The sequence below is a fragment of the Sphingomonas mucosissima genome (assembly GCF_002197665.1).
Taxonomy (GTDB): Bacteria; Pseudomonadota; Alphaproteobacteria; order Sphingomonadales; family Sphingomonadaceae; genus Sphingomonas; species Sphingomonas mucosissima.
Map to the genome: position 1 here is coordinate 286,388 of NZ_NBBJ01000002.1, position 25,955 is coordinate 312,342.

General features: G+C 66.3%; 23 protein-coding genes. 10 read left to right on the forward strand and 13 right to left on the reverse strand.

What is annotated here, in order from left to right; translation table 11 throughout:
- Positions 1-2: 2 nt before the first annotated feature.
- The 3 genes from lysA to argH are packed head-to-tail and all read right to left on the reverse strand — an operon-like array spanning position 3 to position 2,860.
- Positions 3-1,259 carry a diaminopimelate decarboxylase gene (gene lysA / locus SPMU_RS08535; RefSeq protein WP_088333453.1) on the reverse strand — a complete coding sequence of 419 codons (1,257 nt, stop codon included), beginning with the start codon at positions 1,257-1,259 and terminating at the stop codon, positions 3-5.
- Between the two features lie 3 nt (positions 1,260-1,262).
- Entirely contained in the window at positions 1,263-1,496 is a 234-nt protein-coding gene (locus SPMU_RS08540) for a hypothetical protein (protein ID WP_088333454.1), read from the reverse strand.
- Positions 1,493-2,860 (reverse strand): argininosuccinate lyase, encoded by a 1,368-nt coding sequence (argH, locus tag SPMU_RS08545; protein WP_088333677.1) that lies wholly within the window; start codon positions 2,858-2,860, stop codon positions 1,493-1,495. The genes SPMU_RS08540 and argH overlap by 4 nt, the downstream gene beginning before the upstream one ends.
- Before the next feature lie 16 nt (positions 2,861-2,876).
- On the opposite strand from argH, the gene SPMU_RS08550 reads away from it, so the two are divergent.
- Positions 2,877-3,476 carry a TlpA family protein disulfide reductase gene (locus SPMU_RS08550; RefSeq protein WP_088333455.1) on the forward strand — a complete coding sequence of 200 codons (600 nt, stop codon included), beginning with the start codon at positions 2,877-2,879 and terminating at the stop codon, positions 3,474-3,476.
- Here SPMU_RS08550 and SPMU_RS08555 read toward each other — a convergent pair.
- The 4 genes from SPMU_RS08555 to SPMU_RS08570 form a co-directional block, all read right to left on the reverse strand.
- On the reverse strand, positions 3,473-4,165 hold the full coding sequence (locus SPMU_RS08555; RefSeq protein WP_245832921.1) for a tetratricopeptide repeat protein: 693 nt from the start codon (positions 4,163-4,165) through the stop codon (positions 3,473-3,475). The genes SPMU_RS08550 and SPMU_RS08555 overlap by 4 nt on opposite strands.
- A 32-nt stretch (positions 4,166-4,197) precedes the next feature.
- A complete protein-coding gene (locus SPMU_RS08560) occupies positions 4,198-6,714 on the reverse strand; it encodes a TonB-dependent receptor (RefSeq protein WP_088333456.1) in 2,517 nt (838 codons plus the stop codon).
- A 157-nt stretch (positions 6,715-6,871) separates the two neighbouring features.
- Positions 6,872-7,933, reverse strand: coding sequence for a copper resistance protein B (locus SPMU_RS08565; protein ID WP_088333457.1), 1,062 nt, complete (start codon positions 7,931-7,933; stop codon positions 6,872-6,874).
- A complete protein-coding gene (locus SPMU_RS08570) occupies positions 7,930-9,846 on the reverse strand; it encodes a copper resistance system multicopper oxidase (RefSeq protein WP_088333458.1) in 1,917 nt (638 codons plus the stop codon). The genes SPMU_RS08565 and SPMU_RS08570 overlap by 4 nt, the downstream gene beginning before the upstream one ends.
- Before the next feature lie 351 nt (positions 9,847-10,197).
- On the opposite strand from SPMU_RS08570, the gene SPMU_RS08575 reads away from it, so the two are divergent.
- Positions 10,198-11,313 carry a hypothetical protein gene (locus SPMU_RS08575; RefSeq protein WP_088333459.1) on the forward strand — a complete coding sequence of 372 codons (1,116 nt, stop codon included), beginning with the start codon at positions 10,198-10,200 and terminating at the stop codon, positions 11,311-11,313.
- Positions 11,314-11,362: 49 nt separating this feature from the next.
- On the opposite strand, the gene SPMU_RS08580 is transcribed toward SPMU_RS08575, so the two are convergent.
- The 6 genes from SPMU_RS08580 to SPMU_RS08605 form a co-directional block, all read right to left on the reverse strand.
- Positions 11,363-11,998 carry a hypothetical protein gene (locus tag SPMU_RS08580; RefSeq protein ID WP_088333460.1) on the reverse strand — a complete coding sequence of 212 codons (636 nt, stop codon included), beginning with the start codon at positions 11,996-11,998 and terminating at the stop codon, positions 11,363-11,365.
- 187 nt (positions 11,999-12,185) lie between these two features.
- Positions 12,186-13,211 (reverse strand): tRNA preQ1(34) S-adenosylmethionine ribosyltransferase-isomerase QueA, encoded by a 1,026-nt coding sequence (gene queA, locus SPMU_RS08585; RefSeq protein WP_088333461.1) that lies wholly within the window; start codon positions 13,209-13,211, stop codon positions 12,186-12,188.
- Positions 13,212-13,356: 145 nt separating this feature from the next.
- A complete protein-coding gene (gene xth, locus SPMU_RS08590) occupies positions 13,357-14,154 on the reverse strand; it encodes an exodeoxyribonuclease III (RefSeq protein ID WP_088333462.1) in 798 nt (265 codons plus the stop codon).
- A 61-nt stretch (positions 14,155-14,215) separates the two neighbouring features.
- Complete coding sequence (locus tag SPMU_RS08595) at positions 14,216-15,961, reverse strand: N-acyl-D-amino-acid deacylase family protein (protein WP_088333463.1); 1,746 nt, start codon at positions 15,959-15,961, stop codon at positions 14,216-14,218.
- A gap of 79 nt (positions 15,962-16,040) precedes the next feature.
- The gene (locus SPMU_RS08600; RefSeq protein WP_088333464.1) at positions 16,041-16,925 is read right to left on the reverse strand and encodes a beta-keto acid cleavage family enzyme; all 885 of its coding nucleotides are present in this window, start codon (positions 16,923-16,925) and stop codon (positions 16,041-16,043) included.
- Between the two features lie 613 nt (positions 16,926-17,538).
- Positions 17,539-19,272, reverse strand: coding sequence for an N-acyl-D-amino-acid deacylase family protein (locus tag SPMU_RS08605; protein WP_088333465.1), 1,734 nt, complete (start codon positions 19,270-19,272; stop codon positions 17,539-17,541).
- A gap of 95 nt (positions 19,273-19,367) precedes the next feature.
- Here SPMU_RS08605 and SPMU_RS08610 point away from each other — a divergent pair, with 95 nt between their 5' ends.
- From SPMU_RS08610 to thrC, 8 genes are all read left to right on the forward strand, one after another.
- Complete coding sequence (locus tag SPMU_RS08610) at positions 19,368-20,081, forward strand: nitroreductase family protein (RefSeq protein WP_211275753.1); 714 nt, start codon at positions 19,368-19,370, stop codon at positions 20,079-20,081.
- 383 nt (positions 20,082-20,464) lie between these two features.
- On the forward strand, positions 20,465-21,364 hold the full coding sequence (locus SPMU_RS08615) for a heme o synthase (RefSeq protein ID WP_088333466.1): 900 nt from the start codon (positions 20,465-20,467) through the stop codon (positions 21,362-21,364).
- On the forward strand, positions 21,361-21,501 hold the full coding sequence (locus tag SPMU_RS16885) for a hypothetical protein (RefSeq protein WP_169715661.1): 141 nt from the start codon (positions 21,361-21,363) through the stop codon (positions 21,499-21,501). The genes SPMU_RS08615 and SPMU_RS16885 overlap by 4 nt, the downstream gene beginning before the upstream one ends.
- A complete protein-coding gene (locus SPMU_RS08620) occupies positions 21,498-22,043 on the forward strand; it encodes a cytochrome c oxidase assembly protein (protein WP_088333467.1) in 546 nt (181 codons plus the stop codon). The genes SPMU_RS16885 and SPMU_RS08620 overlap by 4 nt, the downstream gene beginning before the upstream one ends.
- Before the next feature lie 37 nt (positions 22,044-22,080).
- Entirely contained in the window at positions 22,081-23,004 is a 924-nt protein-coding gene (locus tag SPMU_RS08625) for a cytochrome c oxidase subunit 3 (protein ID WP_088333468.1), read from the forward strand.
- A gap of 4 nt (positions 23,005-23,008) precedes the next feature.
- Positions 23,009-23,398, forward strand: coding sequence for a DUF983 domain-containing protein (locus SPMU_RS08630; RefSeq protein WP_088333469.1), 390 nt, complete (start codon positions 23,009-23,011; stop codon positions 23,396-23,398).
- Complete coding sequence (locus tag SPMU_RS08635; RefSeq protein WP_088333470.1) at positions 23,395-23,997, forward strand: SURF1 family protein; 603 nt, start codon at positions 23,395-23,397, stop codon at positions 23,995-23,997. The genes SPMU_RS08630 and SPMU_RS08635 overlap by 4 nt, the downstream gene beginning before the upstream one ends.
- Before the next feature lie 487 nt (positions 23,998-24,484).
- Positions 24,485-25,882 carry a threonine synthase gene (gene thrC / locus SPMU_RS08640; protein ID WP_088333471.1) on the forward strand — a complete coding sequence of 466 codons (1,398 nt, stop codon included), beginning with the start codon at positions 24,485-24,487 and terminating at the stop codon, positions 25,880-25,882.
- Positions 25,883-25,955: the final 73 nt, after the last annotated feature.

Consider the following 25,955-nt stretch of genomic DNA (forward strand, 5'->3'; position numbering starts at 1 on the left):
GCTCACAGCCAGTCCGGCACGCGCTCCGCGGCGAGGATCGTCTCCGCGGAGATACGGTCGGCGACCACGGCGTAGCGATCGCCATCGACCAGCACTTCGGGCACCAGCGGCCGCGAATTGTACGTTGAGGCCATGGTGGCGCCATAGGCGCCGGCGGTGCGGAAGATCGCGAGATCACCGGACTTCACGACATCGATTTCGCGATCGCGGGCAAAGGTGTCGCCGGTTTCGCAGACCGGGCCGGCGATGCTGGCGACCATCCGCTCGCCACTGGGGCGCACGGCTTCGAAATCGTGCCAGGCATCGTAAAGGGCAGGGCGGGCGAGATCGTTCATCGCGGCATCGACGATGACATAAGGATGCGTGACGCCAGGCTTTACCCAGATTACTTCGGTCAACAGCACCCCGGCATTGCCGGCGATCACGCGGCCGGGTTCAAACATCAAGGTGACGTCCCAGTCCTTGGTCACGCGGGCAACCATCGCACCGAAGTCGGCAGGATCGGGCGGCACGTCGCCGGCCTTGTAGTTGACGCCAAGCCCGCCGCCGAGATCGACATGGGTAATGGTGTGGCCGGCCGCGCGGAGTTCGGCGACGAGCGCGCCGGTCCGGGTATAGGCGGCTTCAAGCGGCGAGAGGTCGAGCAGCTGGCTGCCGATGTGGATGGCGACGCCGCGCAGGTCGAGCCCGTCGAGCGTCGACAAGCGGGCAAAGATGCCGGCGGCTTCATCGATCGGCACGCCGAACTTGTTCTCGCGCTTGCCCGTCGAGATCTTGGCATGGGTGCCGGCATCCACGTCCGGGTTTACGCGCAGAACGGCGCGCGCCTTTGTGCCGCGGGCGGCCGCCAGCTGCGCCAGGACGACGCCTTCCTCCTCCAGCTCGATATTGAACTGGCCGATGCCTGCCTCGATCCCCTTGATCAGTTCAGCCCGGGTCTTGCCCACGCCGGAGAACACGATGTCCTCCGCCGGCATGCCAGCCGCAAGCGCGCGCGCCATTTCGCCGCCGGAGACCACGTCCGCGCCATAGCCTTCACGCGCCAGCACGTTCAGCACCGCGATGTTCGGATTGGCCTTGATCGCATAGGCCACGTGCACGCGCCCGGCCGGTTTCAGCCCGTCGCGAAACACCTGGGCGTGGCGCCGCAGGGTGTTGGCCGAATAGACATAGACGGGCGTTCCCACCTCCGCAGCGATGCGGGACAGCGGAACGGCTTCGCAATGAAGCTCTCCATCAACAAGCGCGAAGTGATCCATTGCTTACCTTGGCGGGAGGTCAAATTCATCGCTGCGCCGCTCCTCGGAGTTGCGCAGCAGTTCGTCGCTGCGGCCGGGCCGCGCCTGCGGTTGCGGCCGAAGCAGGTCAGCGGGAGTCGGCGTCGCGGTGGCACCATAAGGCGCCACCGGCAATGGCTCACCCTCCGCCGGCTGGAGGCCACGGGAGGCGCCGCACCCCGCCAGCAGAACCGCCAGAAAGAGGACGCCGGCCTTCACGACAGCGCCTCGCGTGCTTCGCGGATGGCGGCGCGGACGTTGTCCGGCGCCGTGCCGCCAAAGCTGGTGCGGCTGGCAACCGAGGCATCGACCGACAGGACGTCGAAAACGCGGGCATCGATCCGGCTATCGATGGCGATGAGATCCTCGACCGGCAGCTCGTCCAGCCGCAGGCCCTGCGCCTCAGCACGCGCGACGACCCGGCCGGTGATGTGGTGCGCCTCTCGGAAGGGAACGCCGGCTTCGCGCACCAGCCAATCGGCCAGGTCGGTCGCTGTGGCGAAGCCGCTCTCGGCCACCGCGCGCATGCGTTCCGTGCGGAAGGTCGCGCTTTCCACCATGCCCGTCATCGCCGCCAGGCACAGCCCGAGCAGGTCGTGGCATTCGAACACCGGCGGCTTATCGTCCTGCATGTCCTTCGAATAGGCCAGCGGGAGCCCCTTCATCGTCATCATCAGGCTGACGAGGCAGCCAGCGATGCGGCCGGCATGGCCGCGCACCAACTCGGCTGCATCCGGGTTGCGCTTCTGCGGCATGATCGAGCTGCCGGTGGACCATTGATCGCTCAAGGACACAAAGCCGAACGGCTGCGAGGCCCACAGCACGAACTCCTCGGCCAGCCGCGACAGGTGCAGCGCGCATTGCGCGGCGCAGGTGAGATATTCGATTGCGAAATCGCGATCCGACACCCCGTCGAGCGAGTTGCGGGTCGGCCCGTCGAAGCCCAGCGCGGCGGCTGTGGCTTGCCGATCCAGCGGGAAGCCGGTGCCTGCCAGCGCGGCCGAGCCGAGCGGGGAGAGATTCATGCGGGCGCGCGCGTCGGCGAAACGGCTGACGTCGCGGCGGGCCATTTCGACATAGGCCATGAGGTGATGCCCGAGCGTCACCGGCTGGGCAGATTGCAGGTGCGTGAAGCCGGGCATCACGCTGGCGGCATGTTCTTCCGCGCGGTTGAGCAGCGCGTGCTGAAACGCGGTCAGCGCGGCAAGCGTCTGGTCGATCGCATCACGCACCCAGAGCTTGAAATCGGTGGCGACCTGATCGTTGCGGCTGCGCGCGGTGTGGAGGCGCCCGGCCGCGGGGCCGATCGCGTCGGCGAGCCGTGCCTCCGTCTGCATGTGAATGTCTTCGAGCGTCAGATCCTCGGCGACGCCGTTTGCCTCGTAATAGGCCGCGACCTGTTCCAGCCCGTGCGCGATCGACGCTGCGTCACCCGCATCCACGATCCCCTGCTGCGCGAGCATCGCAATGTGCGCCTGGCTGCCACGGAGGTCCTGCCGCCACATCCGCTTGTCGAAGGGGATGGAGGCATTTATCTCGCGCATCACCGCGGCCGGGCCTTCGGCGAAACGGCCGCCCCACATCTGGTTGGAATCGCTCATGCCATCGCGCTCGGGAACCGTCTTTCTCCTCGGGGCCGCATTGGCGGCCGCAGCTTGCGATAGGCAAACGCCTGCGCCGGAGCAAGCAAACGTCGCTGCCCCGGATACGGTGACATCCGACGAGGTGGCGCCCGGCACGAAGCAGCCGCCGGCTGCCGCCGGAACGGTCGATCGCTCGCACAAGGGAGAGGCCGCGCCGGCGGTCTCCTTCTATGATCCGGCCGGCAAGAAGACCAGTTTGGCTGATTTCCGCGGCCAGCCCGTGCTGGTGAACCTGTGGGCGACATGGTGCGCGCCGTGCATCAAGGAGATGCCGAGCCTCGACACGGCAGCCGCGGCCATGCGCGGCAAGATCCGCGTGTTGGCGGTGAGCCAGGACATGGAACGCGAGAAAGTCGGGCCGTTCTTCACCGAGCGCAAGCTCGCGAACCTGGCGCCCTATGTTGATCCTGACCTGGGGCTGAGCCTGGCATATAAGGTGAACCTGCCCACCACCATCATGTTCGATGCCGAGGGCCGCGAATTGTGGCGCGTGAGCGGCGCGATGGATTGGGCCGGCGCAGAGGCCAAGGCGCTGATGGAGGAAGCGGCGGCTTAACCGTCCGCCCTGGCGATTGGCGGCGCTGACCGAAGCACCTCGGCGAGCGCCGGGCGCGGGGAGTCGGAGAGCCATCGCGCCGCTTTATCGAGAAAGGCAGGTGTAGCCGACTGGGCGCAGCGCGCGAGCCACTCGCGCGCCTCATCGTAGCGCGCGTCGGCGATCAACATCCGGGCGTGATTGAAGGCGCCGCGAAAGTCGCCGCCCTCGGCAGCGCGGGCGTAGCAATCCGCGGCGACCGCCATGTTGCGCGCCACGACCCAGCCATCCTCGTGGAAGCTGCCGATATAGTTGATCGCCTTGGCATTGCCGAGCGCGCATGCCTTTTCAAACCAGGCGAGCGCCGCTGCCTTGTCCTCTGGCACGCCCTCGCCGAGCGTGAGCGCCGTTGCGAAATTGTACATGCCCCAGTCCAGCCCGCGCTCGGCCGCGATGCGGAAGCATTCCGCCGCGCGGGCCTTGTCGATCGCGACGCCCCAGCCCTGATCGTAGCAGCGACCGACCATGTTCAGCGCCATGAGGTGCCCCTGAGCGGCGGCCTTGTTGAACCAAGAAAAGCCTTCGCGCGGCTTTCCCTCGTCAAGGAGCATTTGCCCCCAGACGGCTTGCGCCTCGGCGACACCCTGCTGCGCGCCGGCGCGAACGAGCGACGCCCGTTCCTCCGGTGAACCGGAGAGACGGGCGCGCACTTGATCGGGCGAAAGTTCGTCGAGGCGCTCGGTCAGAACTTCAGCCCCAATGTGGCGAATGCCGTCCGGCCCGGTGCGATCGACGCATAATGCGCGGTGAACGCCTGCGGGAAGTACACTTCGTTGGTCAGGTTCTGGACGTTGACGCTCAGGTCGATGCGCTCGTTGATGGTGTAGCCGAGGCGGGCATCGAAGCGCCAATATTCGGGCACGGTCACGATCCGAACCTTTGTCGCGGGGGTGACCGTCACGACACCGGCGGCACTCTGCGTGGCGCTGCGGTTGTCCGAATAGCCACCGAACACGCGGCTCATGTAAAAGGCGCCGCCGCCGATCGAGAGGCCCTTCAGCGGCGTAAGATTGGCCCAGAGTGTGAAGCTGTCCTTCGCCGTCTGCGGTGCCTGCCGCCCGTTGCTTACCGACGGGACCGGCACCCTGCGCGGTGCTTGCAGCGTGACGCCATTGGACGTCACCGCCGGCGCGGTGAGCACGGTGAAGCCGGCGTCGACGATCTTCGGATTGAGGTGCGTGTACCCGCCGAAGAGCGACAGCCAGGGGGTGACATTGCCGTTGAAGCTGAACTCGATGCCGCGGATGCGGCGCTCGCCAATGAACTCGATGGTGTCGTTCGGGCCCGTCACGCGTGCGTTGGTGGTGTCCGTCTGGAAGGCGGCGAGCGAGACCGCCAGCTGCTCGTTGAACAGATCCGCCTTGGCGCCGACCTCATACGACTTGGTCTTCTCGACCTTCAGGCTGTTGAACAGCGCGAGGTTCTCGGGTGTCGTGGTGGTCGGGATCGCGTTCGTTTCCTGGCCTTCTCCCAGCAGGCTGTTCGGCGGCGTCGCGGCGGTTGCGTAGCTGGCATAGAGCGAGGTGTTGCGGCTCGGCTTGAACACCAGGCCTGCCTGCCAGTTGAACAGCTTGTCGTTGCGCGTCAGGCGGAAGCTGCTCATCGCGGTGGCCGTTTGCCCCGGGGTCAGCGTGGACGTGAAATCGTCGTAGCGCGCGCCCAGGTTGAGGATCAGCGATGGCAGGAGCGTGATCGAGTCGAACGCGTAGGCCGAAATCGTCCGGGCGTTGTTCTGCGTTTCCGTCGCAAGGGGGTTCTTCACGATCGGTGTTGCTACCGAGGACGTGTCGCTCGCGTAATTGACCCACGGATCGTTCGGGTTCGGATCGAACAGGCTGGTGCAGTAGAAGCGGGCGAGCGCCTCTGGCGTACAGCGGCGCGGCGTGATGGTCGAACCGTTGGCAACGGCATAGGTGCCGCGGCGCGCCTTTTCCCAGCTGAATTCCACGCCCGTTGCGATGCTGTGCTTGATCGCGCCGGTGTTGAACTCACCGAACAGGTCGGTCTGATTGGTGAGGCCCTGCGCGTAGCCATAGCGCGTGTTGCTGCGCCGCCAGACCAAGCCGCCGGCCGTTGCCGGAGAGCCGGCGGCGGTGCCGAACACGTTGCCTTGCTGATCGTCCGGCTGGGTGAAGATGTAATCTTGCTTGTTGTGGCTGAACCGGGACGTGTTGCGCAGGGTGAGTCCGCCGAAATCATGCTCGACCCGCATGCTGGCCTGATGCGTTTGCGTGTCGCGGAAGTCGCGGCTCTTCACGCCGTAGAAGGCGTCGCGATCGACGGTGCCGGTGACGCCGGCAATGGTGGTGACCCGGCCGATCGCCGGTTCGACATAGATCTCGCCCGTGCCCGGCGCATTGCCGATCGTATAAAGATAGGGAATGCCGGAATCGGGCAGCTCGTGGCTTTCCAGATAATAATAGGACGCCGTCAGCCGCGTGTCGCTGTCCAGGCCGATGGTGATCGAGGGCGCCACGCCCCAGCGCCGCGCCCAGATCGCGTCCCGGCCAGCGAAATCCTGATCATGCCACATGCCCGCGATGCGAACGCCGATGCCGTTGCCGAGATACTGGTTCACATCAAGCGCGGCGTGCTTGTAGTCGGCATTACCAACGCTGGCGCTGGCGCGCACGAAGTCCGTGGTCTGCGGCGACTTGGTGATGATGTTGATCGATCCGCCGGCACTGCCGCGGCCGCCGAGCGTCGAGTCCGAGCCGCGGACGACCTGCACCTGCTCGACCGCGAACGTGTCCCTGCTTTGCGCGGCAGTGTCGCGGACGCCGTCAACAAAGGTCGAGCCCTGGCTGTCGAAGCCGCGGATAAAGGGGCGGTCGCCGACCGGGTTGCCGCCTTCGGCTGCGCCAAAGGTGATACCGGGTACGGTGCGCAGCGCGTCGGCAAGCGTGGTCGATCCGGTCTGTTCGATGACGTCCTTGGGCAGCACCACGACAGAACGCGGCGTGTTGACCAGCGGCGCGATCGCCTTGGGGCCCTGAAGTTCGCTGCGCTCGCGCTGGCCATTCACCAGGATGTCGCTGGGATCATCGTCGGTCGCGCTTGCAGCCGTCCGGTCCTGCGGCGAAGCGGAAGCGGCCGGCGCGTCGGCGTCCCGGGCTTCGGCGGACTGCGCCGTTGCGATAAAGCCGATGCACGAGAGCGCGAGAAGCGACGTGCTCTTCTGCGCCAAAGACGATTTCATGATGCCCCCTTCGATATTGTTGAAAGGCGGCTAATGCGAACCGTTATCAGAGTCAATGTTGTTGCGAGTGGATTGCGTTATCGTGGTAACGCTTGGGCAGCCTCCCTGGATATGGATGAAGGGTAAGGTGCCGGATCGGCTTGCCAAGCGGATGGGTTCAGAACCAAGCCCTTACACCGGCGACAAGGCTGAACCCGCCGGTGCGATCGCCGTCCGCGCGGGCATAGCGGGCCGTGCTGCCGAACCGGCGTTCCCACGAGACGCCGACATAAGGGGCCAGCTCCCGCACGATTTCGTAGCGCAGGCGCAAGCCGAGTTCGGCGTCGGTTACGCCCGAGCCGATGCGACGGGACGCAACGTCCTGCGCGGACAGGTTCAGCTCGGCGCGGGGTTGCAGGACCAGGCGCTGGGTGATCCGCTGGTCGTAATATCCCTCGAGCCGGCCGAACACGTCGCCCTGATCCGACAGGAACACGGCGCCCTCGATGTCGAACCAATAGGGCGCGAGGCCTTCGAAGCCGACCGTCGCGTACGTCCGGTCCGAACCCGGTGTGAAGTCCTGACGAAGGCCCGCCTGCATGTTGAAATACGGCCCGATTGCGCGGCTGTAGAGTGCCTGCACCTCGGCATCCGCGCTGCCATTGAAGGAGCCTTCTCCTTCCGTCTTGATGGTTAGGCGATCGATGTCACCGCCGTACCAGAACGCGCCTTCCCAGCGATAACCATCGGCGCCGTTGCGAACCTGAACCTCCGCAAGATCCAGCATCACCTGCGAGACGGTCATCCCGCCATGCTCCTGGCGCATCGTCTTGCGCGCCGCGGCCATGGCGTCCGTGCCCCAGACGCGATCTGCATAATTGGCCACAGCGGCGGCCGGGGCAGGGGCATTGCCGGCCTGCAATGCCGTGCCCTCTGGCCTGGTTTCGGCCTTGCCGGATACCGTGTCGGCCGCTTTCGGCCGGCAATGGCCCATGGCCGCATGTTCAGGCGGGCATGAGGGATCGGCGGCGCTGCTCGTGGCGACCGGGGCGTGATGATGCCCGTCCTTTTGCGCGGCCGGTGAAGCTTCGGGCTTTGTCGCCGCCGGATCGGGCTTGGGCACTGCCGCCGGCGCGTTCGCGGACGTCGATGGCGCGTTGGCATGATGCGCGTGATCCATCGACTGCGGGGCCGTGCCAATGCCGGACATGGCCGCAGCGGCGAGAAGGAGCGCGATCATGCGGCTGCCTCGTCGCGCGGTCTGACCGAGACGACCTGCATCATCCCGGCGTGCATGTGGTACAGCATGTGGCAGTGGAAGGCCCAGTCGCCGACCGCGTCGGTGGTCACGTCGAACGTGGCGGTGCCGCCAGGCTGCACCTGGATGGTGTGCTTGCGCGGCGCATAAGCGCCGTGGCCGGTGACGAGCTCGAAGAAATGGCCATGGAGGTGGATGGGATGGCCCATCATGGTGTCGTTGACCAACGTCACGCGCACGCGCTCGTCCTTCAGGAACGCGATCGGCTTTTTCACCTCGCTCAGCTTCTCGCCGTCGAACGCCCACATATAGCGTTCCATGTTGCCGGTGAGATGGACGCGCAGGGCACGATCGGGCGCGCGCACGTCGGGGTTTCGCTCCACCGCCTGGAGATCGGTATAGACGAGCACGCGGTGACCGACGTTCTCCAGCCCCTGGCCGGGCTCGCCCATCCGGTCCACCGGCATGGGCGAGATCGTTTGCACGGTTGGCGTCTTCTTCACCTCGGGCGCGACCGAAAAGTCGCGCATCGAATGGTTCATCCCGCCTGCCCCGTGAGCCCCACCACCATGGTTGCTGCCGGTCGCCGCGGCGCCGGTCGCGGCGTCCTGGCTTGGAGCGCTTGGCAGCGAGCAATGGCCCATGGCCGCGTGTTCGGGCGTGCAGGTGCTGGGGGCGGCCGGGTGATGCATGCCTCGGTCGCCGTGGGCGGCCGGTGGCGCTGTCGAGGCGGCGGCCTGGGGATGGTGGCTCCCGTGGCCACCTGAGCCGTGATCCATCGCGCCCATGCCCATGTCCTTCATGTCGGCAAGCGGGCGGCGGCGCAGCGCCGGGACAGCCGCCGTCATACCCGATCGCGGCGCCAGGGTGGCGCGCGCCATGCCGGAGCGGTCCACGCTTTCCGCGACAATCGTGTAGGCCCGGTCGTCCTTCGGCTGGACGATGACGTCATAGGTTTCCGCCACGGCGATTTGCATTTCGTCCACCGGCACCGGCCGGACGGCGAGCCCGTCCGCCTGGACGACGATCAGCTCCAACCCGGGAATGCGCAGGTTGAAGGTGGTCATCGCCGACGCGTTGATGAGCCGCAGGCGGACGCGCTCTCCGGGCTGGAAAAGCCCGGTCCAATTGTCCCGCGGGCCATGGCCGTTGACGAGATAGGTATAGGTGCTGCCCGTCACGTCAGCCACGTCGGTCGGGTCCATGCGCATGGCACCCCACCGGCTGCGCTCGTCCGCAGGCTGGTCCTTGCCGGCGAGCAGGCTGGCGAGCGTCTGCTTCTGGAAGTTGAAATACCCGCCCTGCTGCTTGAGCTTCTTGAAGATGGCGTGCGGATGCATCGCGCTGTGATCGGAGAGGACGATCACATGCTCGCGATCCGACTGGATCGGGTCGGCGCCCTTCGGATCGATCACGATCGGCCCGTACAGCCCCATCTGCTCCTGCAGGCCGGAGTGACTGTGATACCAATAGGTGCCCGATTGCACGATCGGGAATTCGTAGGTGAAGGTCGACCGCGGCTTGATGCCCGGGAAGCTGACGCCCGGCACGCCATCCATGTGGAACGGCAGGATCAGGCCATGCCAGTGGATCGAACTGTCCTCGTCCAGCGTGTTTTCGACATGCAGGCGGACATTCTGCCCCTCGCGTAGCCGGATCAAGGGCGCCGGCACCGTGCCGTTGATGCCGATCGCATGGCTGCGCTTGCCGTCGATCTCGACCATCTGGTGGCCGATGCGCAATGTGATGTCTTCGCCGGAGACGGTGGGCAGAGATTTAACCACGCCGCTGGAGACTATTTGTGCCCAGGCGGGCAGGGACGCGGACAGCGCCAGGCCGCCGCTGGCCAAACCGGCGCCGCATAGCAACTGGCGGCGATCAAGAACGCCCGGCATTTCAACTCCTCGGGTAAGGCCGCAACCGGCGGCTGCGCCTATCACGAACTGGCGTTGCCATGGAATCTCGGCGCAATCATGTCAGGCAAGCAGCAGCGATGCCTCGCCATATGAGGAGAAACGATATTCGTTTTCAATGGCATGGGCACCCACCGCGTGCATCCGCTCCAGCCCATCGGCGCCGACCCCAGCATGGACAGATTGAGCCAAGAAGGCGGGAAAGCGTAACGAAACAACGCGATGGGAGTAATGGAAAAAGGGGTCATTGCCTGCTTGCACCGGAGCAGTTTCTGTTGTTCGGCCATGCTGCACGTGAGCCCGGCGGTGGGGACATGAGGCGAGGAGGGCGCGTTGCGGAAAATTGCCATTGTTGGACTGCACACGGCGCTGAAACCGGGCTTCAACGCCGCCATGTCGTTGAACGAAGCACTCGGCTTCGAGGCGCATGGCTGCGACGTGACGCTGTACTTGCCGCACACGGAGGGCCGCAATCCGCACGCTTGGCTGCGCCGCGCCGGTTACCGCACCTTTGATGACCTGCCGCGCTTCGGCGGGCAGTTCGACGTGAAGCCGCTCGCGGGCGTGGCGGACCTGGAGCCGGCAGATGTGCTGATCTGGCAGAGCTATAACGCTCGGGACTTGCCGCTGCTGCCCGAACTCCGTCGCCCCTCCATGATCCGCACCAAGAACGTGCCGCGTGCGTTCACGGGGGAGCCCGGCCGCGATTCTGTGCGGGTGGCTTCTTTCTTGAAAGAATTCGACCTGGTGACGCTATCGCTGCGCGCCGACCAGCAGATCGTGCGCGCGCACTTTCCCGAGCAGAAGCGGCGCCTGCGCTATGTCCCGCGCGGCTTTATCGCAGAGTGGCTGAACGGCAACGGACGTGGCGAGGTGCCGGCGATCGGACTGGACCTGGCCAAGAGCGCGGACACGGGGCGCGCGCGGCGCCACATCACCAAGCTGGGCCAGCAATTGCGCGACCAATGGCCAGACCTGCGCTTTCTGAGCGTGCGCGAGGAGGTGGACACGCTGGGCAGCGAGGGAGTTCCGACGCTTCCCCTGCGCGACTATTATGACCGGTTCCTCAACCGGCTGTGGCTCTACATGCCGATCGACTTCGAACACAGCGAACACGTCAAGGGCTTGGCGCGCACTCCGGACGGGCGTCGCATGTTTCTCGGTCTCTACGAAAACGAGGTCGTCGAGGCGCAACTGGCGGGCGCCCTGGTGCTGGCACGCCGTGACGATATCCCAAGCGAGCTGCTGATGCTCCCGGCCGTGTCGCAAGTGGAGAGTTATGACGACGAGGAAGCGCTGCTCGCCGCGGCGACCGCACACCTGGAGAACTTCGCGGAGCGCTCCCAGCTCAGTCAGGAACGCGCGCGGGCGCGGCACAACCACATAGAGATGGCGCGCGCCTGGTTGGCGGCGCTGGACGTGGTTGCGCGCGACGCGGCGCGGGCGTGATGATGGGTGCTGGCGTCTGTGCGTACCGCATGGTCGGGAAGTAAAAGAGCTACCGGGTCTGCGTACATGCCCGCGCAAGATCTACCGCGAGTGATCGATAGTCGATCCGCTCGGGCACCTCGATGATGGCGCACCGTGTCACGAACTGCTTGATCTTCGCGTGGCGCGTAAACGCCTGATAGTGACGTTCTCTCTTGACGTAATCGTCGATCATTATCGTGGTGCCGGCGGGGGCGTGCAAAAGGCTGGCAAGGGTGCAGGCGAGCCTGAAACGGCCATCCACCAGGATGAGATCAGGCATCGTTTGGTGAGTGCGCAACAGATCCCAAACGCCCAGCGCATAGTCCGGCCATCGCCTTGCGCCGGAATTATCTACCGGATTTCCCCACTCCTTGGTGGGGCCGATGTCCGCGAAGACCGGATGGAATGTCGCTGCGCTATTGTCCTCATCGAGGGCGTTGCCGACGGCTTCGAGAAACCTCTTGTCGCTTTCGACGGAATAGACATTCCGCACACCTATTCTTCCGGCGAGCCGGGTGCTTCCGCCGGCGCCATATTCAAGAAAGCAGCTTGATCCTTCGAGCAGTTCGGTCAGCTTCTCCACTGCTTCGGGAGGCATGTGGGGCGTTGCGGGAATCTCGATATCGGGCGGGGAATCCGACGCTGCCGTTCTTTCCTTCAACATGCGATCCTCGTCCCTGATCTCGTGTTCGCGCCTTGAGCTGCCGCTGGCGCTGGCAACGCTACCGGCCCTGATTACGATAGAAGCGCGCGCCCGTATAATCCTTTACCTCGTTCCTCACCCGCAGACCTGCTCCCCGGAGGCCGACGCCTCGTCAGGTGCCCACCGGCCACCCAGCATGCCAAGCAGCTCAGGGAAGCAGCAACGACGCGTCCCCGTAGGAGTAGAAACGGTAGCCATTCTCGATGGCGTGGGCGTAGGCGGCCTGCATCCGCTCCAGCCCCATCAGCGCCGAGACCAGCATGAACAGAGTCGAGCGCGGCAGGTGGAAGTTGGTGAGGAGGCCGTCGATACCGCGGAAGCGATAGCCGGGCGTGATGAAGATCGACGTGTCGCCTTCGAACGGCCGCACCAGCCCGTCGGTGCCGGCCGCGCTTTCGATCAGCCGCAGCGAGGTGGTTCCGACCGCGATGACACGGCCGCCGCCGGCGCGAACGGCATTGAGCCGGTCTGCGGTGGCTTGATCGATGCGGCCCCATTCGGCGTGCATCTGGTGGTCGTCGGTGTCGCTCGCCTTGACCGGCAGGAACGTTCCCGCGCCGACATGAAGCGTCAGCGTGGCGTGGCCGATCCCTGCGGCTTTCAGCGCGGTCATGAGGCCCGGGGTGAAGTGCAGCGCTGCCGTGGGAGCGGCGACGGCGCCTGTCTCGCGCGCGAACATCGTCTGGTAATCGTCCGCATCGCGTTCATCGGTCGGGCGCTTGGCGGCGATATAGGGCGGGAGCGGCATGCGACCGGCGCGCTCGAGCAGCAGTTCGACCGGCTCCTCACCGGCGAAGTCGAGCGCGAAGCTGCCGTCCTGCGCGCGATCGGAGGCGGTCGCCGTGACGCCATTACCGAAGTCGATCGGATCGCCATCGCGGAGGCGCTTGGCATTGCGGATAAAGGCACGCCAGCGGCGCGGCCCTTCGCGCTTGTGGAGCGTGGCGCCGATCCTGGCCGCGCCGCGCGTGCCTTCAAGTTGCGCGGGGATCACGCGGGTGTCGTTGAAGACGAGGAGGTCGCCGGCGCGCAGCTCGCTGGGGAGATCGGAGACGATGCGGTCGTGCGTCGATCCGCCATCGAGCACCAGCAAGCGCGCGGAGTCGCGCGGGGCGGCGGGGCGCAGGGCGATCCGCTCCTGTGGCAGGTCAAAATCGAAATGGTCGACGTTCATTCGGGCAATCCGGCATGCGCATGATCAATCGTCCCAGCGGGACGGAGGGCCTGGCGTGGGCGATCATGCCTCGGCGGCAGGGACCTCGCGGCGTGCCTTTGCGACGATCGCCGTGGAGAGCAAGGGAAGTCTTCGCGCGGCAGCGTCAACGCGTCTTGCGGCGACGACCCGCTTCCGCAAGCTCGATCCAGGTGGGGGCATGATCGCTGGTCTTTTCCCAATCGCGCACATCGCGATCCACGCCGGCCGCCGCCAATCGCGGCGCGAGCGATGGGCTGAGCAGCAAATGGTCGATGCGCAGGCCGGCGTTGCGCGCCCACGCGTTCCGGAAATAGTCCCAGAAGGTATAGATCGTCTCGTCGGGATGGAGATGGCGCAGCGAGTCGGTCCAGCCTTGCGCCAGCAGCGCGGCATAACGGGCGCGTACGTCCGGGGCGAATAGCGCATCGTCCTGCCACCGTTCGGGTTTGTAGACATCCTGTTCGGTCGGCATCACGTTGAAATCGCCGGCGAGGATCACCGGCGCGCCGCTGGCGAGCAGGGCGGCGGCATGATCGATCAGCCGATCGAACCACGCGAGCTTATAGTCGAACTTGGGCCCGGGGCGGGGATTGCCGTTGGGAAGGTACAAAGCGCCGATCAGGACGCCATTCACCGCCGCCTCCAGATAGCGGCTTTGCGCCGGATCGGGATCGTCCGGCAGGCCGCGCCGGGTTTCCTGGATGGAGCCGACTCGGCTCAGGATCGCGACGCCGTTCCAGCTCTTCTGCCCGTGCCAGAGCGCTTGATAGCCCGCGTCCGCCAAGGCCGCTGCCGGGAAGCGTTCATCGGGCGCCTTCAATTCCTGAAGCGAGACGATGTCGGGCGCGGTTTCCTCCAGCCAGCGAAGCAGCACCGGGAGGCGGCCGTTGATGCCGTTCACATTGTAAGTGGCGATCTTCAGCCATTCTCTCCCTAGCCACGGCTACAATCAGGCGCCCGACCTGCGAGCGCCCGGGCATTCCTCATGCGCTTGCCTGTGCGCCGCGCAGCAATCGCCCAGGCGTGCGGCCCGTCCATTCCCCTTGCTGGAACGTCGGTATGCCCGACTTCACCGTCCACCGATAGCCGCGCGGCTGCTGCAGCAGGCGGGTGCCGCCGGCGGGCAAGTCCTGCACGATCTCGGGCGGGGCGAGGGCGAGGTCGTCGAGCGCGATGACGTTGAGGTCGGCAAGCAGGCCGGGGGCGAGCACGCCGCGATCATGCCAGCCGACATGGTGCGCATTGCGCTGCGTATAGCCCTGCACGAGCTGCTCCAGCGGCGCGCTGAGGCCCGACTTGCTGCCGCGCGACCAGAGCGCGATCGTCGTTGTCGGAAAGCTGCCGTCGCAGATGGTGCCGCAATGCGCGCCGCCATCGGACAGGCCGTAGAGCACGTGATTGCCCGTCATCATGCCGTGGACGTCGTTCAGATTGCCGCGCGCATAGTTGATCAGCGGCATGTAGAGGAGGCGGCGGCCGCCTTCTTCCATCAGCGCGTCATAGACGTAGGCGGCGGGATCGGTGTTGGCGCGCGCTGCCTCGGCGGCGATCGACTGGCTTTCGTGCGGCTCGTAATCAACCGGATCGGTCATGCGGAACATGCGCGAGAAACCGCGGGTGATCAGCGCGATGAAACCTTCGCTGGCGTGGAAGGCGGCGTGTTCCGCGAGGATTTCGGCGCGAATTTGTGGGTCGGCGAGCGCCTGGAGGCGGGCGTCGACGGTGGCGCTTTGCGCGGCGATGCGGCGATAGGTGGGCGCGACCACGAACGGGTTGGTTGTGGAGGCGAAGCTGAGGATCGCACCGATCGGGCGCGGGGCGACCTGGGCACTGACGGGCAGGCCGTCGGCGACCATCTGGTCGATCTCGCGATAGATGCTCTTCCAGCGATCGGGCGCATCGTCGGTCTGCTGGACGGTGAAGGAAACGCGGCGGCCGCTGGTGGTGGCGAGGCGGCGGATCAGTTGGAGCTCGGCGGCGGCGAAATCATCGTCTGCGGTGAGATAAGCGTCTGAAATCAGTTGTATCACGCCCTTGCCAGTCTTGCGCAGGGCGGCGGCGATGCCGAGCAACTCGGGGTCTTCGGCGGTCAGCGTGCCGATGTTGAGGCCGTCGCGGCTGCGGTGGGCATGCGTGCGCGAGGTGGAGAAGCCGAGCGCGCCGGCCTCCAGCGCTTCAACGGTCAGGGTGGCCATGCGGGCGACTTCGGACTCGGTCGGGCGCTCCATATGATCACCGCCGCGATCGCCCATGACGTAGGCGCGCAGGGCGGCGTGCGGCATGTGCGCGCCGAGATCCATGGTATATTCACGCTGGCTCAAGGCGTTGAGATAATCGGGGAAACTCTCCCAATTCCACGTCAGTCCCTCCGCCAGTGCGGTGCCGGGGATGTCCTCGACGCCCTCCAGAAGCTGGATCAGCCAGTCGTGCTTGTCGGCGCGGGCGGGAGCGAATCCTACGCCGCAATTTCCCATCGCGGCGGAGGTGACGCCGTTGATCGAGGAGGGGGCGAGGACGCTGTCCCACGAGACCTGGCCGTCATAATGGGTGTGGATATCGACAAAGCCGGGGGTGACGATGCAGCCGTCGGCATCGATGGTTTCGCGCGCGGTTCCAGACACTTCGCCGACGGCGACGATCTTGTCGCCCTGCACCGCGACATCGCCGCGGTAGCGGGGGGCGCCGGTGCCATCGACGACCGTGCCGTTCTTTACCAACAGATCGTACATGCGGCCTCTCCTTTATCGTTCGCGGATCAAGCCGGCCTAATGCCGGCCCACTTCGGCCTGGTTGCGGAGGCGATCGGCCTCATCGCGGCAGGCCCAGAATTTGCGCTGCCTGTTCGGGCGTGGCGATGGGGCGGCCGGCCTGTTTCGCTAGCGCGACGACCTCCGCGATCAGCTCCAGATTGCCGGGTTGCCGCTCCCCGCCGAAATCCTCCAGCCCGACGCGGACATGGCCGCCGCGTTCGATCGCCATTTTCGCCAGACCGGTTTCGATCACGCAGTCGCCGATCGCGGCCACGGCCCAGGGCAGCGACGAGCCTTCGAGCATTTCGAGATAGGCATCGAGCGCCTTTTGCGTCGGCGGGAGGCCGAAGGTAACGTTGCTGCGCTTCCCGTCGAGGAAATTGTAACGGCCGCCGAAATAGAGCTTCACGAAGGTGCCGGCGGGAAGCCGGCCGGCCTGTTCATAGGCGAGCGTGGTGCGCAGCCAGCCGGGCTCGTAGATCGCGATCGCCGGGCCAAGCTTCTCCTGGTCGTGGAGGTCGGCGAGCCAGGCGATGTCGCGGTAGGTGGTGGCGTAGAGCAATGACGCGCCGGGGAGGCCATCGGCACCGTGCGTGCCGAGGTTCACCGAGCCGGGATCGAACGCGCCCATCCGCACGCCGGCGCGCGCCAAGCCGCGATAATGGCCGAAGCGCGCCTCCACATCGGGGCCGGTGGCAACGGTGCCCCAGAGGATCGCGTCGGGGCGCGCCGCCAGCACGGGGGCATAGGCCTCCATGTAGCGATCAACAGCGGCGTCGCCGGTCATGTCCATCCGCTCGATATGCGTGTGGACGATCGCCGCGCCGGCCTCCATCGCGGCCAGCGCCTCCGCGGCGAGTTCCGTCGGGCTGATCGGCACGTGGGGGTTGCGCGATTTGGGGGTGGCGCCGTTCAGCGCGGCTTCGATGATGAGGGGGGTCATGTCAGGCCGCGCCAAGCCGATGAGGTGCTGTCGTGTCGGCCCTGAGCTGGGATCCACGGTGTCGTGGCTGGAAGGGCGAAGGGCAGCGCTCGCGGACGGATGGATCCCGGCTCAAGGCCGGGATGACAGACGATGCGAGGCGTGGCGTCGCCTCATGCAACGCCCTGACGTGAGGACGCGATCGGAGGCGGGGCGTCATCCACGTCGTTATGCCCGGCTTGTCCCGGCATCCACCGTGCCGTGACCCGGGCGCCGCAGGGTGTGCGGGAGGGTGGACCCCGGCACAGGGCCGAGGCGACGGAGTGACTTTGGGGAGGGTGCGCTGCCATTTGTGTTGCTGGGCAGTGTGGCGCGGTTGCGAGGGACGTGTCGAAACAAGTGCCGTCACCCACGCCTTCATGCCGGGCATGTACCCGCAGCCACCGTGCCACGCATCATCGGCGTGCGGGTTTGCGGCACGCTGGACCCCGGCACAGGGCCGGGGTGACGAAGCGTTAGCGGAGCGGAGGGGCCTCATCTCAGGCCGCGGCCGCTTTTCGCGCGGGCGTGGGTTGGCGACTGCGGATCGGCTTGCTGCGGTGACGAAGTGCTGGTGGGAAAGGCGGCTCTCATCTCAGGTTGCGGCCGCTTCTGGCGCGGGGGCGGGCTGGCGGCCGCGGATGAGCTTGCCGGGGAGGGCGTCGGTCGGCTCGCCTTCCTGGTAGATCACCTGGCCCGATTTGATCGTCGCGACATAGCCCGTGGCCTTTTGCATCAGGCGGCGGGCGCCGGTGGGGAGGTCATAGACCATGTAAGGCTTGCCGAGTTCGAGCTGGTCGAAATCGATGACGTTGACGTCGGCGAGATAACCGGGGGCGAGCAGGCCACGGTCCTCGAGCCCGACGGCGAGCGCGGTGTCGCGGGTCTGCTGCTTCACCGTGTCGGCGAGGTCCAGCAGGGGCCCGCGCGTTCGATCCCGACACCAGTGCGTCAGCATGAAGGTGGGCAGGCTGACGTCGCAGATCGCGCCGACATGCGCGCCGCCATCCGACAGGCCCGACAGCGTGTTGGGATTGGTGATCATCGCGTGGACGTTGTCGAGATTGCCCTCGACGTAATTGTGCATCGGGAAGAACAGGAAGGCGCGGCCTTCGTCCTCGAGCAGCGCGTCATAAACCAGTTCGTCGGGGTGGACGCCGAGCCGCTCGGCCTCGGCGGCGAGGCTGGTCGTGGGGTCGGGCTCGTAATCGACGCGGGTGCCGATGCGGAACATCTTGTGCTGCGCGCCCGCAACCGAATTGACGAAGGGATGATCCTTCATCGGCGCCTCTGCGATCAGGCGCGCGCGGAATTCGGGATCGCGCATCCGGGCGACCTTCTGGTCGAGCGGCAGGTCGGCGATCTCGCGATAGCTGGGGCGGCTGATGAAGGGGTGGACCGAGCCCTGGAGGCCGAGCATCAGGCCGACCGGACGGCCGGCGATCTGCGCCTTCAGCGGATAACCCTCGGCGACCGAAGCATCGAGTCGCTGGGTGAGTTCGCGCCATTGGTTGGGCACGACATCGGCCTGGACCATCGAGAAGCTCAGGGGCTGGCCGGCGATCTTCGTCAGGTCGCGGACGAGGCTGAACTCCTCGTCCATTTCCTGGAAATCGGACACCCATTGGAGGACGCCCGAGCCGGCGTCGGCGATGCCGCGGGCGATCGCCTCCATTTCCTCGCGTGCGGCGCGGACGGTGGGGGTGAGATCGCCGTCGGCGGTGCGGTGGACCATGGTGCGCGTGGTGGAGAAGCCGAGCGCGCCGGCGCGGATCGCCTCCGCGGTCAGGCGGCGCATTTCTTCGTTTTCCTCGGGCGTCGCGGGATCGCGGTTCGCGCCGCGACCGCCCATGACGTACACGCGAAGCGCGCCGTGCGGCACCTGCACCGCGACGTCGATATCGTGCGGGAGCTTGTCGACCGCGTCCATATATTCGCTGAAGCTCTCCCACTGCCATGACAGCCCTTCGTGAAGCGCGGCGCCCGGGATGTCCTCGACCCCCTCCATCAGGCGGATCAGCGTGTCGTGATCCTGCGGGCGGACCGGCGCGAAGCCGACGCCGCAATTGCCGACGACGACCGTGGTGGCACCTAGCGTGGAGGAGGGGTCCATGCGCGAGGCCCAGGTGATCTGGCCGTCATAATGGGTGTGGATATCGACCCAGCCGGGGGTGACGAGCTTGCCGCGCGCGTCGATCTCGCGCTTCGCCGGGCCAGTCACCTCACCGACCGCGACGATGCGATCGCGCTGGATCGCCACATCGCCAAGGTAGGGGGCAGTGCCCGATCCATCCACGATCGTGCCGCCCCGAATGATCAGGTCGTACATCGCACCTCTCCATTACTTTACGTCTTTGCCCGTGATGGTGACTTCCACGCGGGCATGAGGCAAGGAGATTCGAACAAGTGACTTAGGAGCGAGCGATGGCAACGGCAGCAGTGGGGGCAGCAGCGGCGGGGGCAGTTGAGCGGGTGAACGAGAGCGACGTGCTGGAGGGCCTGCTGCGCGAGCGGCGCTCGGTGCGTGGCTTCAAGAAGGACCCGGTGCCTGCCGATCTGCTGGAGCGCGTGCTCGACATGGCGCAGCTCGCGCCGTCCAATTGCAACGTCCAGCCGTGGACCGCGCATGTCGTCTCCGGCGAGGCAGCGGAGCGGATGCGCACCGTGCTGCACGATGCGGCGAAGTCCGGCACCAAGATGACCCCCGATTTCCCGCTGACCGGAGCCTATCCCGGCCATTATCGCGGGCGGCAGATCGATGCGGCGAAGTCTCTGTTCGCGGCGACCAACGTGGCGCGCGAGGATGTGGCGGCGCGGACCGAATCGTTTCTGCGCAATTTCCGCTTCTTTGATGCGCCGCACGCGATGTTCCTGTTCATCCCGGCCTGGGCGGGCATGCGCGAGGCGGCGGATTGCGGGATGTATGCGCAATCGTTCATGCTGGCGCTGACGGCCAATGGCCTGGCGTCGTGCGCGCAGGGAGCGCTGAGCCACCATGCCGAGATCGTGCATCGCGAGCTGGGCGTGGGGGATGAGCACAAGCTCTTGTTCGGGATTGCCTTTGGTTATGAGGACCCGGCGCATCCGGCGAACAGCGCGCGGACAGTGCGCGATCGGGACCATGTGCTGCATGGGTGAGGGGTTCGCGGGGTCGGCCCGTTTCGGGCCGGCGGCACGCGCCCGTTGCTGCCGAGCCGGTGTCTCTCGCGAGACCTGCGCGTCTGGATGCACGCCTTCGCGGGGATGACGGCAGAGGCCGAGGGGCGGCGAGTCGCACTCGTCATGCCGGGCTTGTCCCGGCATCCAGCCCGCCGCGAGCGCCATCGGTGTTGGATGTGCGGCACGGTGGATGCCGGGACAGGCCCGGCATGACGGTTGGGGTGACGGTGGCCGATCTTATTCCGGCATTCCGGACCTGATCCGGGATCCATGTTTCCGCGAGCGTCATCGTCTCGACGTGGGGCCTCCGACGCTTTCCCTTTCCCCCGGTATCGCAAGCGACTATGGCCCCCTGTTAACCGATGACACCTGCAACGCCCCTTTTGCCGCCAGCCGACTGGCGGGACTTTCTTGCGCTCACCAAGCCGCGGGTGCTGACGCTCGTGGTCTTTACCGGCTTGTGCGGGATGCTCGCGGCGCCGGTGGCGATCCATCCGGTGCTCGGCTTCACTGCCATCCTGTGCATCGCGCTGGGCGCGGGCGCCGCGGGGACGCTGAACCAATGGTATGAGGCGGATCTCGACGCGATGATGAAGCGCACCGCCGGGCGGCCATTGCCGGCCGGGCGGATGGAGCGGCAATCGGCGCTGCATTTCGGCGTGGGGCTGGGTGCGTTTTCGGTCATCCTGATGGGGCTGGCGCTGAACATCGCGGCTGCCGCGATCCTGGCGATCTCGATCCTGTTCTACGTGCTGATCTACACCGTGTGGCTGAAGCGCCGCACGCCGCAGAACATCGTGATCGGCGGGGCGGCGGGCGCGTTTCCGCCGCTGATCGGCTGGGCCGCGGCGACGGGCGAGGTCGCGGTGCTGCCGCTGCTCCTGTTCATGCTGGTGTTTCTGTGGACGCCGCCGCATTTCTGGGCGCTCGCGCTGTTCGTGAAGACCGATTACGCCAATGCCGGCGTGCCGATGCTGCCGGTCGTAGCGGGCGAAAAGGTGACGCGGCGGCAGATCGGGCTGTACACCATTCCCATGGCGCTCGCCGCAGTGGCGCCGTGGCCGCTCGGCCTCACCGGCGCAATCTATGGCGTCGCGTCCTTGGTCCTGACCGGCTGGTTCGCCCTTCTTGCGTATCGCGTGGCGGTGCGCACGACGGGCGCTGACGATGCGATGCTGCCCGAAAAGGCATTGTTCAAATATTCGATCCTGTACCTATTCGTGGTGTTCGGGGCGTTGGTGGTCGATCGGTGGATGGCATGAAGCAGGACGAACAGGATCTGGTGCAGCGGCGGCAGAAGAGCCGCGCGATCGTGATGGCCGTGCTGCTCGGCGCTTTCGTGATCCTGGTCTTCGCCATTTCGCTGGTGAAGATCCAGCAGGGGATCAACGCGCGATGATCCGGGTGTTCTCCAGCAAGGGGCGCACGGCGGCCTTTGCCGTGCTGAGCATCTTTTTCATGGGCGGCCTCGCCTTCGCCAGTGTGCCGCTTTACCGCTTGTTCTGTCAGGTGACGGGCTTTGCCGGCACCACGCAGCGCGGCACGGCGGCGCCCGGCGCCGTCAACGCGCAGATGAAGGTCGATTTCGACGCCAACATCAACAACCGGCTGCCCTGGCGCTTCACGACCGAGCAGGCGAGCCAGACGGTGGCGGTGGGCGCGCGCAACATGGCGTTCTTCAACGCGACGAATCGCGCAGCCGTGCCCGTCACCGGAACGGCGACGTTCAACGTGACGCCCGATCAGGCGGGCAAATATTTCACCAAGATCGAGTGCTTCTGCTTCACCCAGCAGACGCTGAAGCCGGGCGAGAGCATGCGCATGCCCGTGATCTATTACGTCGATCCGAAAATCCTTGAGGATCCCGATACGCGGGATATCGAGACCATCACGCTCAGCTACACGTTTTACCCGGTAGATTCCGACAAGGCGTCGAGTTAAGCGGACCAAAATTCGAGCATCTAAGGGGAAGAGCCCGATGGCCGGCGCCAAGAACCACCAATACCATATTCTGCCTCCCGATCCCTGGCCGATGATCAGCTCGCTGTCGGCGCTGGCCATGGCGGCTGGCGGCCTCATGTGGATGCATGGTGGGCACGTGGGCAAGCCCAACGGCGGCGGCTTCCTGTTCTTCGCAGGGCTGGCCGCGGTGCTGTTCTCGATGTTCTGCTGGTGGCGCAACGTGATCAAGGAAGCGCATGCCGGCGATCACACGCCCGTCGTGCAGCTGCATTTCCGCTATGGCATGATCCTGTTCATCGCCTCCGAAGTCATGTTCTTCGTGGGCTGGTTCTGGGCTTACTTCGATTTCGCCCTCTTCCCCGACGCGATCGGCTTCATCGACGGCACGGTGGAACGGTCGAGCGAAGCGCTGGCGATTGCCGCGCAATGGCCGCCCAAGGGGCTGGAGGTGATCAACGCCTTTGAGCTGCCGCTGCTCAACACGCTGATCCTGCTGCTGTCGGGCACGACCGTCACCTGGGCGCACCATTCGCTGATCCACAACGAGCGTGGCGGCGAGAAGCGCGGCCTGTGGGGCGCGATCGGCGTGGGCGACCGCGACGGCGTGCTGAAGGGCCTGTGGCTGACGGTCGTGCTCGGCCTGATCTTCAGCGGGATCCAGGCGTATGAGTACATGCACGCGCCGTTCCCGTTCAAGGGCATCAACTATGGCGCGGCATTCTACATGTCGACCGGCTTCCACGGCTTCCACGTGATCGTCGGGACGATCTTCCTGATCGTCTGCCTGATCCGCGCCTATAAGGGCGAGTTCACGCCCAAGCAGCACTTCGGCTTCGAAGCGGCGGCCTGGTACTGGCACTTCGTGGACGTTGTTTGGCTGTTCCTCTTCGTCTCCGTCTACATCTGGGGCGGCTGGGGCGCGCCGGTCCACGGCGGCTGATCGAATGACGGATGAAACGGGCGCGGTTCCCCCCACGGGTGAGCCGCGCCCGTTGGATTGCGGGCTGAAGGGGCTGTGCCCGCGCTGCGGCGCCCCTGACCTGTTTGCCGGATGGATCCGGTTCGCCGACCGGTGCCGTGCCTGCGGGCTCGACATCTCGGCCTTCAACGTCGGCGACGGGCCGGCGGCTTTCCTGACGCTGATCCTGGGCACGATCGTGACGATTGGGGCGATCGCGCTGGAACTGAGCGTAACCCCGCCGTGGTGGGTGCATGTGCTGATCTGGACACCGCTGACGCTTGGCGGCGTGCTGCTGAGCCTGCGCGTGGCGAAGGGCTGGCTCCTGGCGCTGGAATATAAGAACAGCGCCGCGGAAGGCCGGCTGCGCAAATGAAGCGCATCCCCATTCTGCCAACGATGCTGGTCGTCGCGGCCGTGGCGGTCATGATCACGTTGGGGCTGTGGCAAGGGCTGGTGCGCTTGCCGGAGAAGGAAGCGCAGCTGGCGCAGCTTGCCGCCAATCCGACGCGCCCGCCTGTGCCGTTTCCGCGCGGTCCCGATGGCAGCCTGTTGTTCCGCCGCAGCGCCGCCGATTGCCGCCAGGTGCTCGGCATCTCCCGCGCCGGGGCGGGCAGCGCCGGGTATCGCCTGATTGCGGCGTGCCGGACGGAAGGCGGCGGCGCGCCGATCAAGGTGCAACTGGGCACGACGCGCGATCCGGTGCGCGAGGTGACCTGGGCCGGTGGGGCGGTGAGCGGGTGGATCAGCCACGCGCCCGATGCCACGCCGATGATCGCGCGGCTGTTCAATCGAGAGCCGCAAGAGATGCTGCTGGTGGCCGCCACGCCGGCCGCCGGGCTGACCGCGAACACGCGGCCGGACGTGGGGATCGTGCCGAACAATCACCTGGCTTATGCCGGGCAGTGGCTGTTTTTCGCGGCGCTGGCGGGCGTCATCTATGTGGTCGCGCTACGGCGGCGGATCGGGCGCTGAGGGCGGGGCTGCGGTTCTGACGGTTCGGGTACGTGCTTCGCCAGGGGCGGCACGAACGTGGAGAGGCGGGCCTGAGTTGGGCGTGGCTTGAGATCGCGCGGCGCGTAGGGCCAGGTAAGCGCTATACGACAGCGTCATGCCGGGCTTGTCCCGGCATCCAGAGTGCCGCGGACCTCAAGCTATCGCGTTTGCGGACGGCTGGACCCCGGCACAGGGCCGGGGTGACGTAGTGTGTGTGGCATTGTCACGACCTCTGTCGTGGGTGAATTTAGGTGAAAAGCTCGTGACGTGGGTGGCTACCGTCTGTGTCGATAGCCCACCTGGATCCTGGCCTTTGCCGGAAGGCGTCTTGCCTTGAGTGAACTCGATGGCCGGCTCCAAGCCTAATGCCCGCGCGGGTGTAGCGCTGTGCGAGCAAGGCGGGCTTTCCCCAGCGATAGCTTGGCGTAGTTGTATCCGGGCGGCGGCGGAGCTAACCGGCACGTCCATGCGCTACATCAGTACCCGTGGAGCCGCCCCGACCCTCGACTTTCGCGGCGCGACGCTGACCGGGCTCGCGTCCGACGGTGGGCTGTACGTGCCGGATGTCTGGCCGACGCTGTCGCGTGACGAGATCGCGGGCCTGGCCGATCTTTCCTATGTGGATACCGCCGTGGCGGTGATGGCGCCATTCGTCGGGGATTCGCTGTCGCGCGAGGAACTGCGGGGGCTGTGCGACCAGGCATATGGCCGGTTCGCCCATGCGGCTGTCACGCCGCTGAAGCAGCTTGATCATGACCAGTGGCTGCTGGAGCTGTTTCACGGCCCGACGCTCGCGTTCAAGGATGTGGCGCTGCAGCTGCTGGGCCTGCTGTTCGAACGGTTCCTGACGGGCGACAGCGAGGGGCCGCTGACGATTGTTGGCGCGACCAGCGGCGACACGGGATCGGCGGCGATCGATGCAGTGGCCGGGCGCGCCAACATCGACATCTTCATGCTTCACCCCGCGGGGCGCGTCAGTGAGGTGCAGCGTCGGCAGATGACGACGGTGCGGGCGCCCAACGTGCACAACATCGCTATTCGCGGCAATTTCGACACGGCGCAGGCGCTGGTGAAGGCGATGTTCAATTCGCCTGATTTCTCGAGTCGTTTCCGGCTGAGCGCGGTGAATTCGATCAACTGGGCCCGGCTGATGGCGCAGGTGGTGTATTATTTCTATTCCGCTGTCCGCCTTGGCGCGCCCGGGCGCGAGATCGCGTTCAGCGTGCCGACTGGCAATTTCGGCGACGTGTTCGCGGGATATGTCGCGGCCAAGATGGGCCTGCCGGTGGCTCGGCTTGTCGTCGCCACCAACGTCAACGACATCCTGCACCGTGCGCTGTCGGCGGGGGATTATTCCTCGGCAGTGGTGGTGCCGACCGCGACACCGTCGATGGACATTCAGGTGTCTTCCAACTTCGAACGCCTCTTGTTCGATCTCGGCGGGCGCGACGGCGTGGCGCTGGCCGGGCAGATGAGCGGGTTCGAGGCGAGCAAGGCGATGCGGCTGACCGAGGCGCAGCATAGTGGCGCGGCGACTCACCTTGTCAGCGCCAGCGTGGATGCCGATGGCATGGCGATGGCGATGCGCTGGGCGCATGAATACGCCAACGAGACGATTGACCCGCATACTGCGATCGCGCTGGCCGCGGCGCGCCGGCAGAAGCTCGACGTGCCGGTCGTCACGCTGGCGACCGCGCATCCGGCCAAATTTCCCGAAGCGGTGGAGCGCGCCACGGGGATCAGCCCGTCACTGCCGGGCCGCGTCGGTGACCTGTTCGAGCGTGACGAAGCGTTCGACACGCTGGACGCTACTTTTGACGCGGTCAGCACCTATATTGCCGAGCGCGCGACGCCGCGCAGCTGAGCCACCTCAGTCCGCTTCACCTTCGTGAGCCGGGGTTCGACCACCGAACTCCGGCTTCGACAGTTCCTGCCCT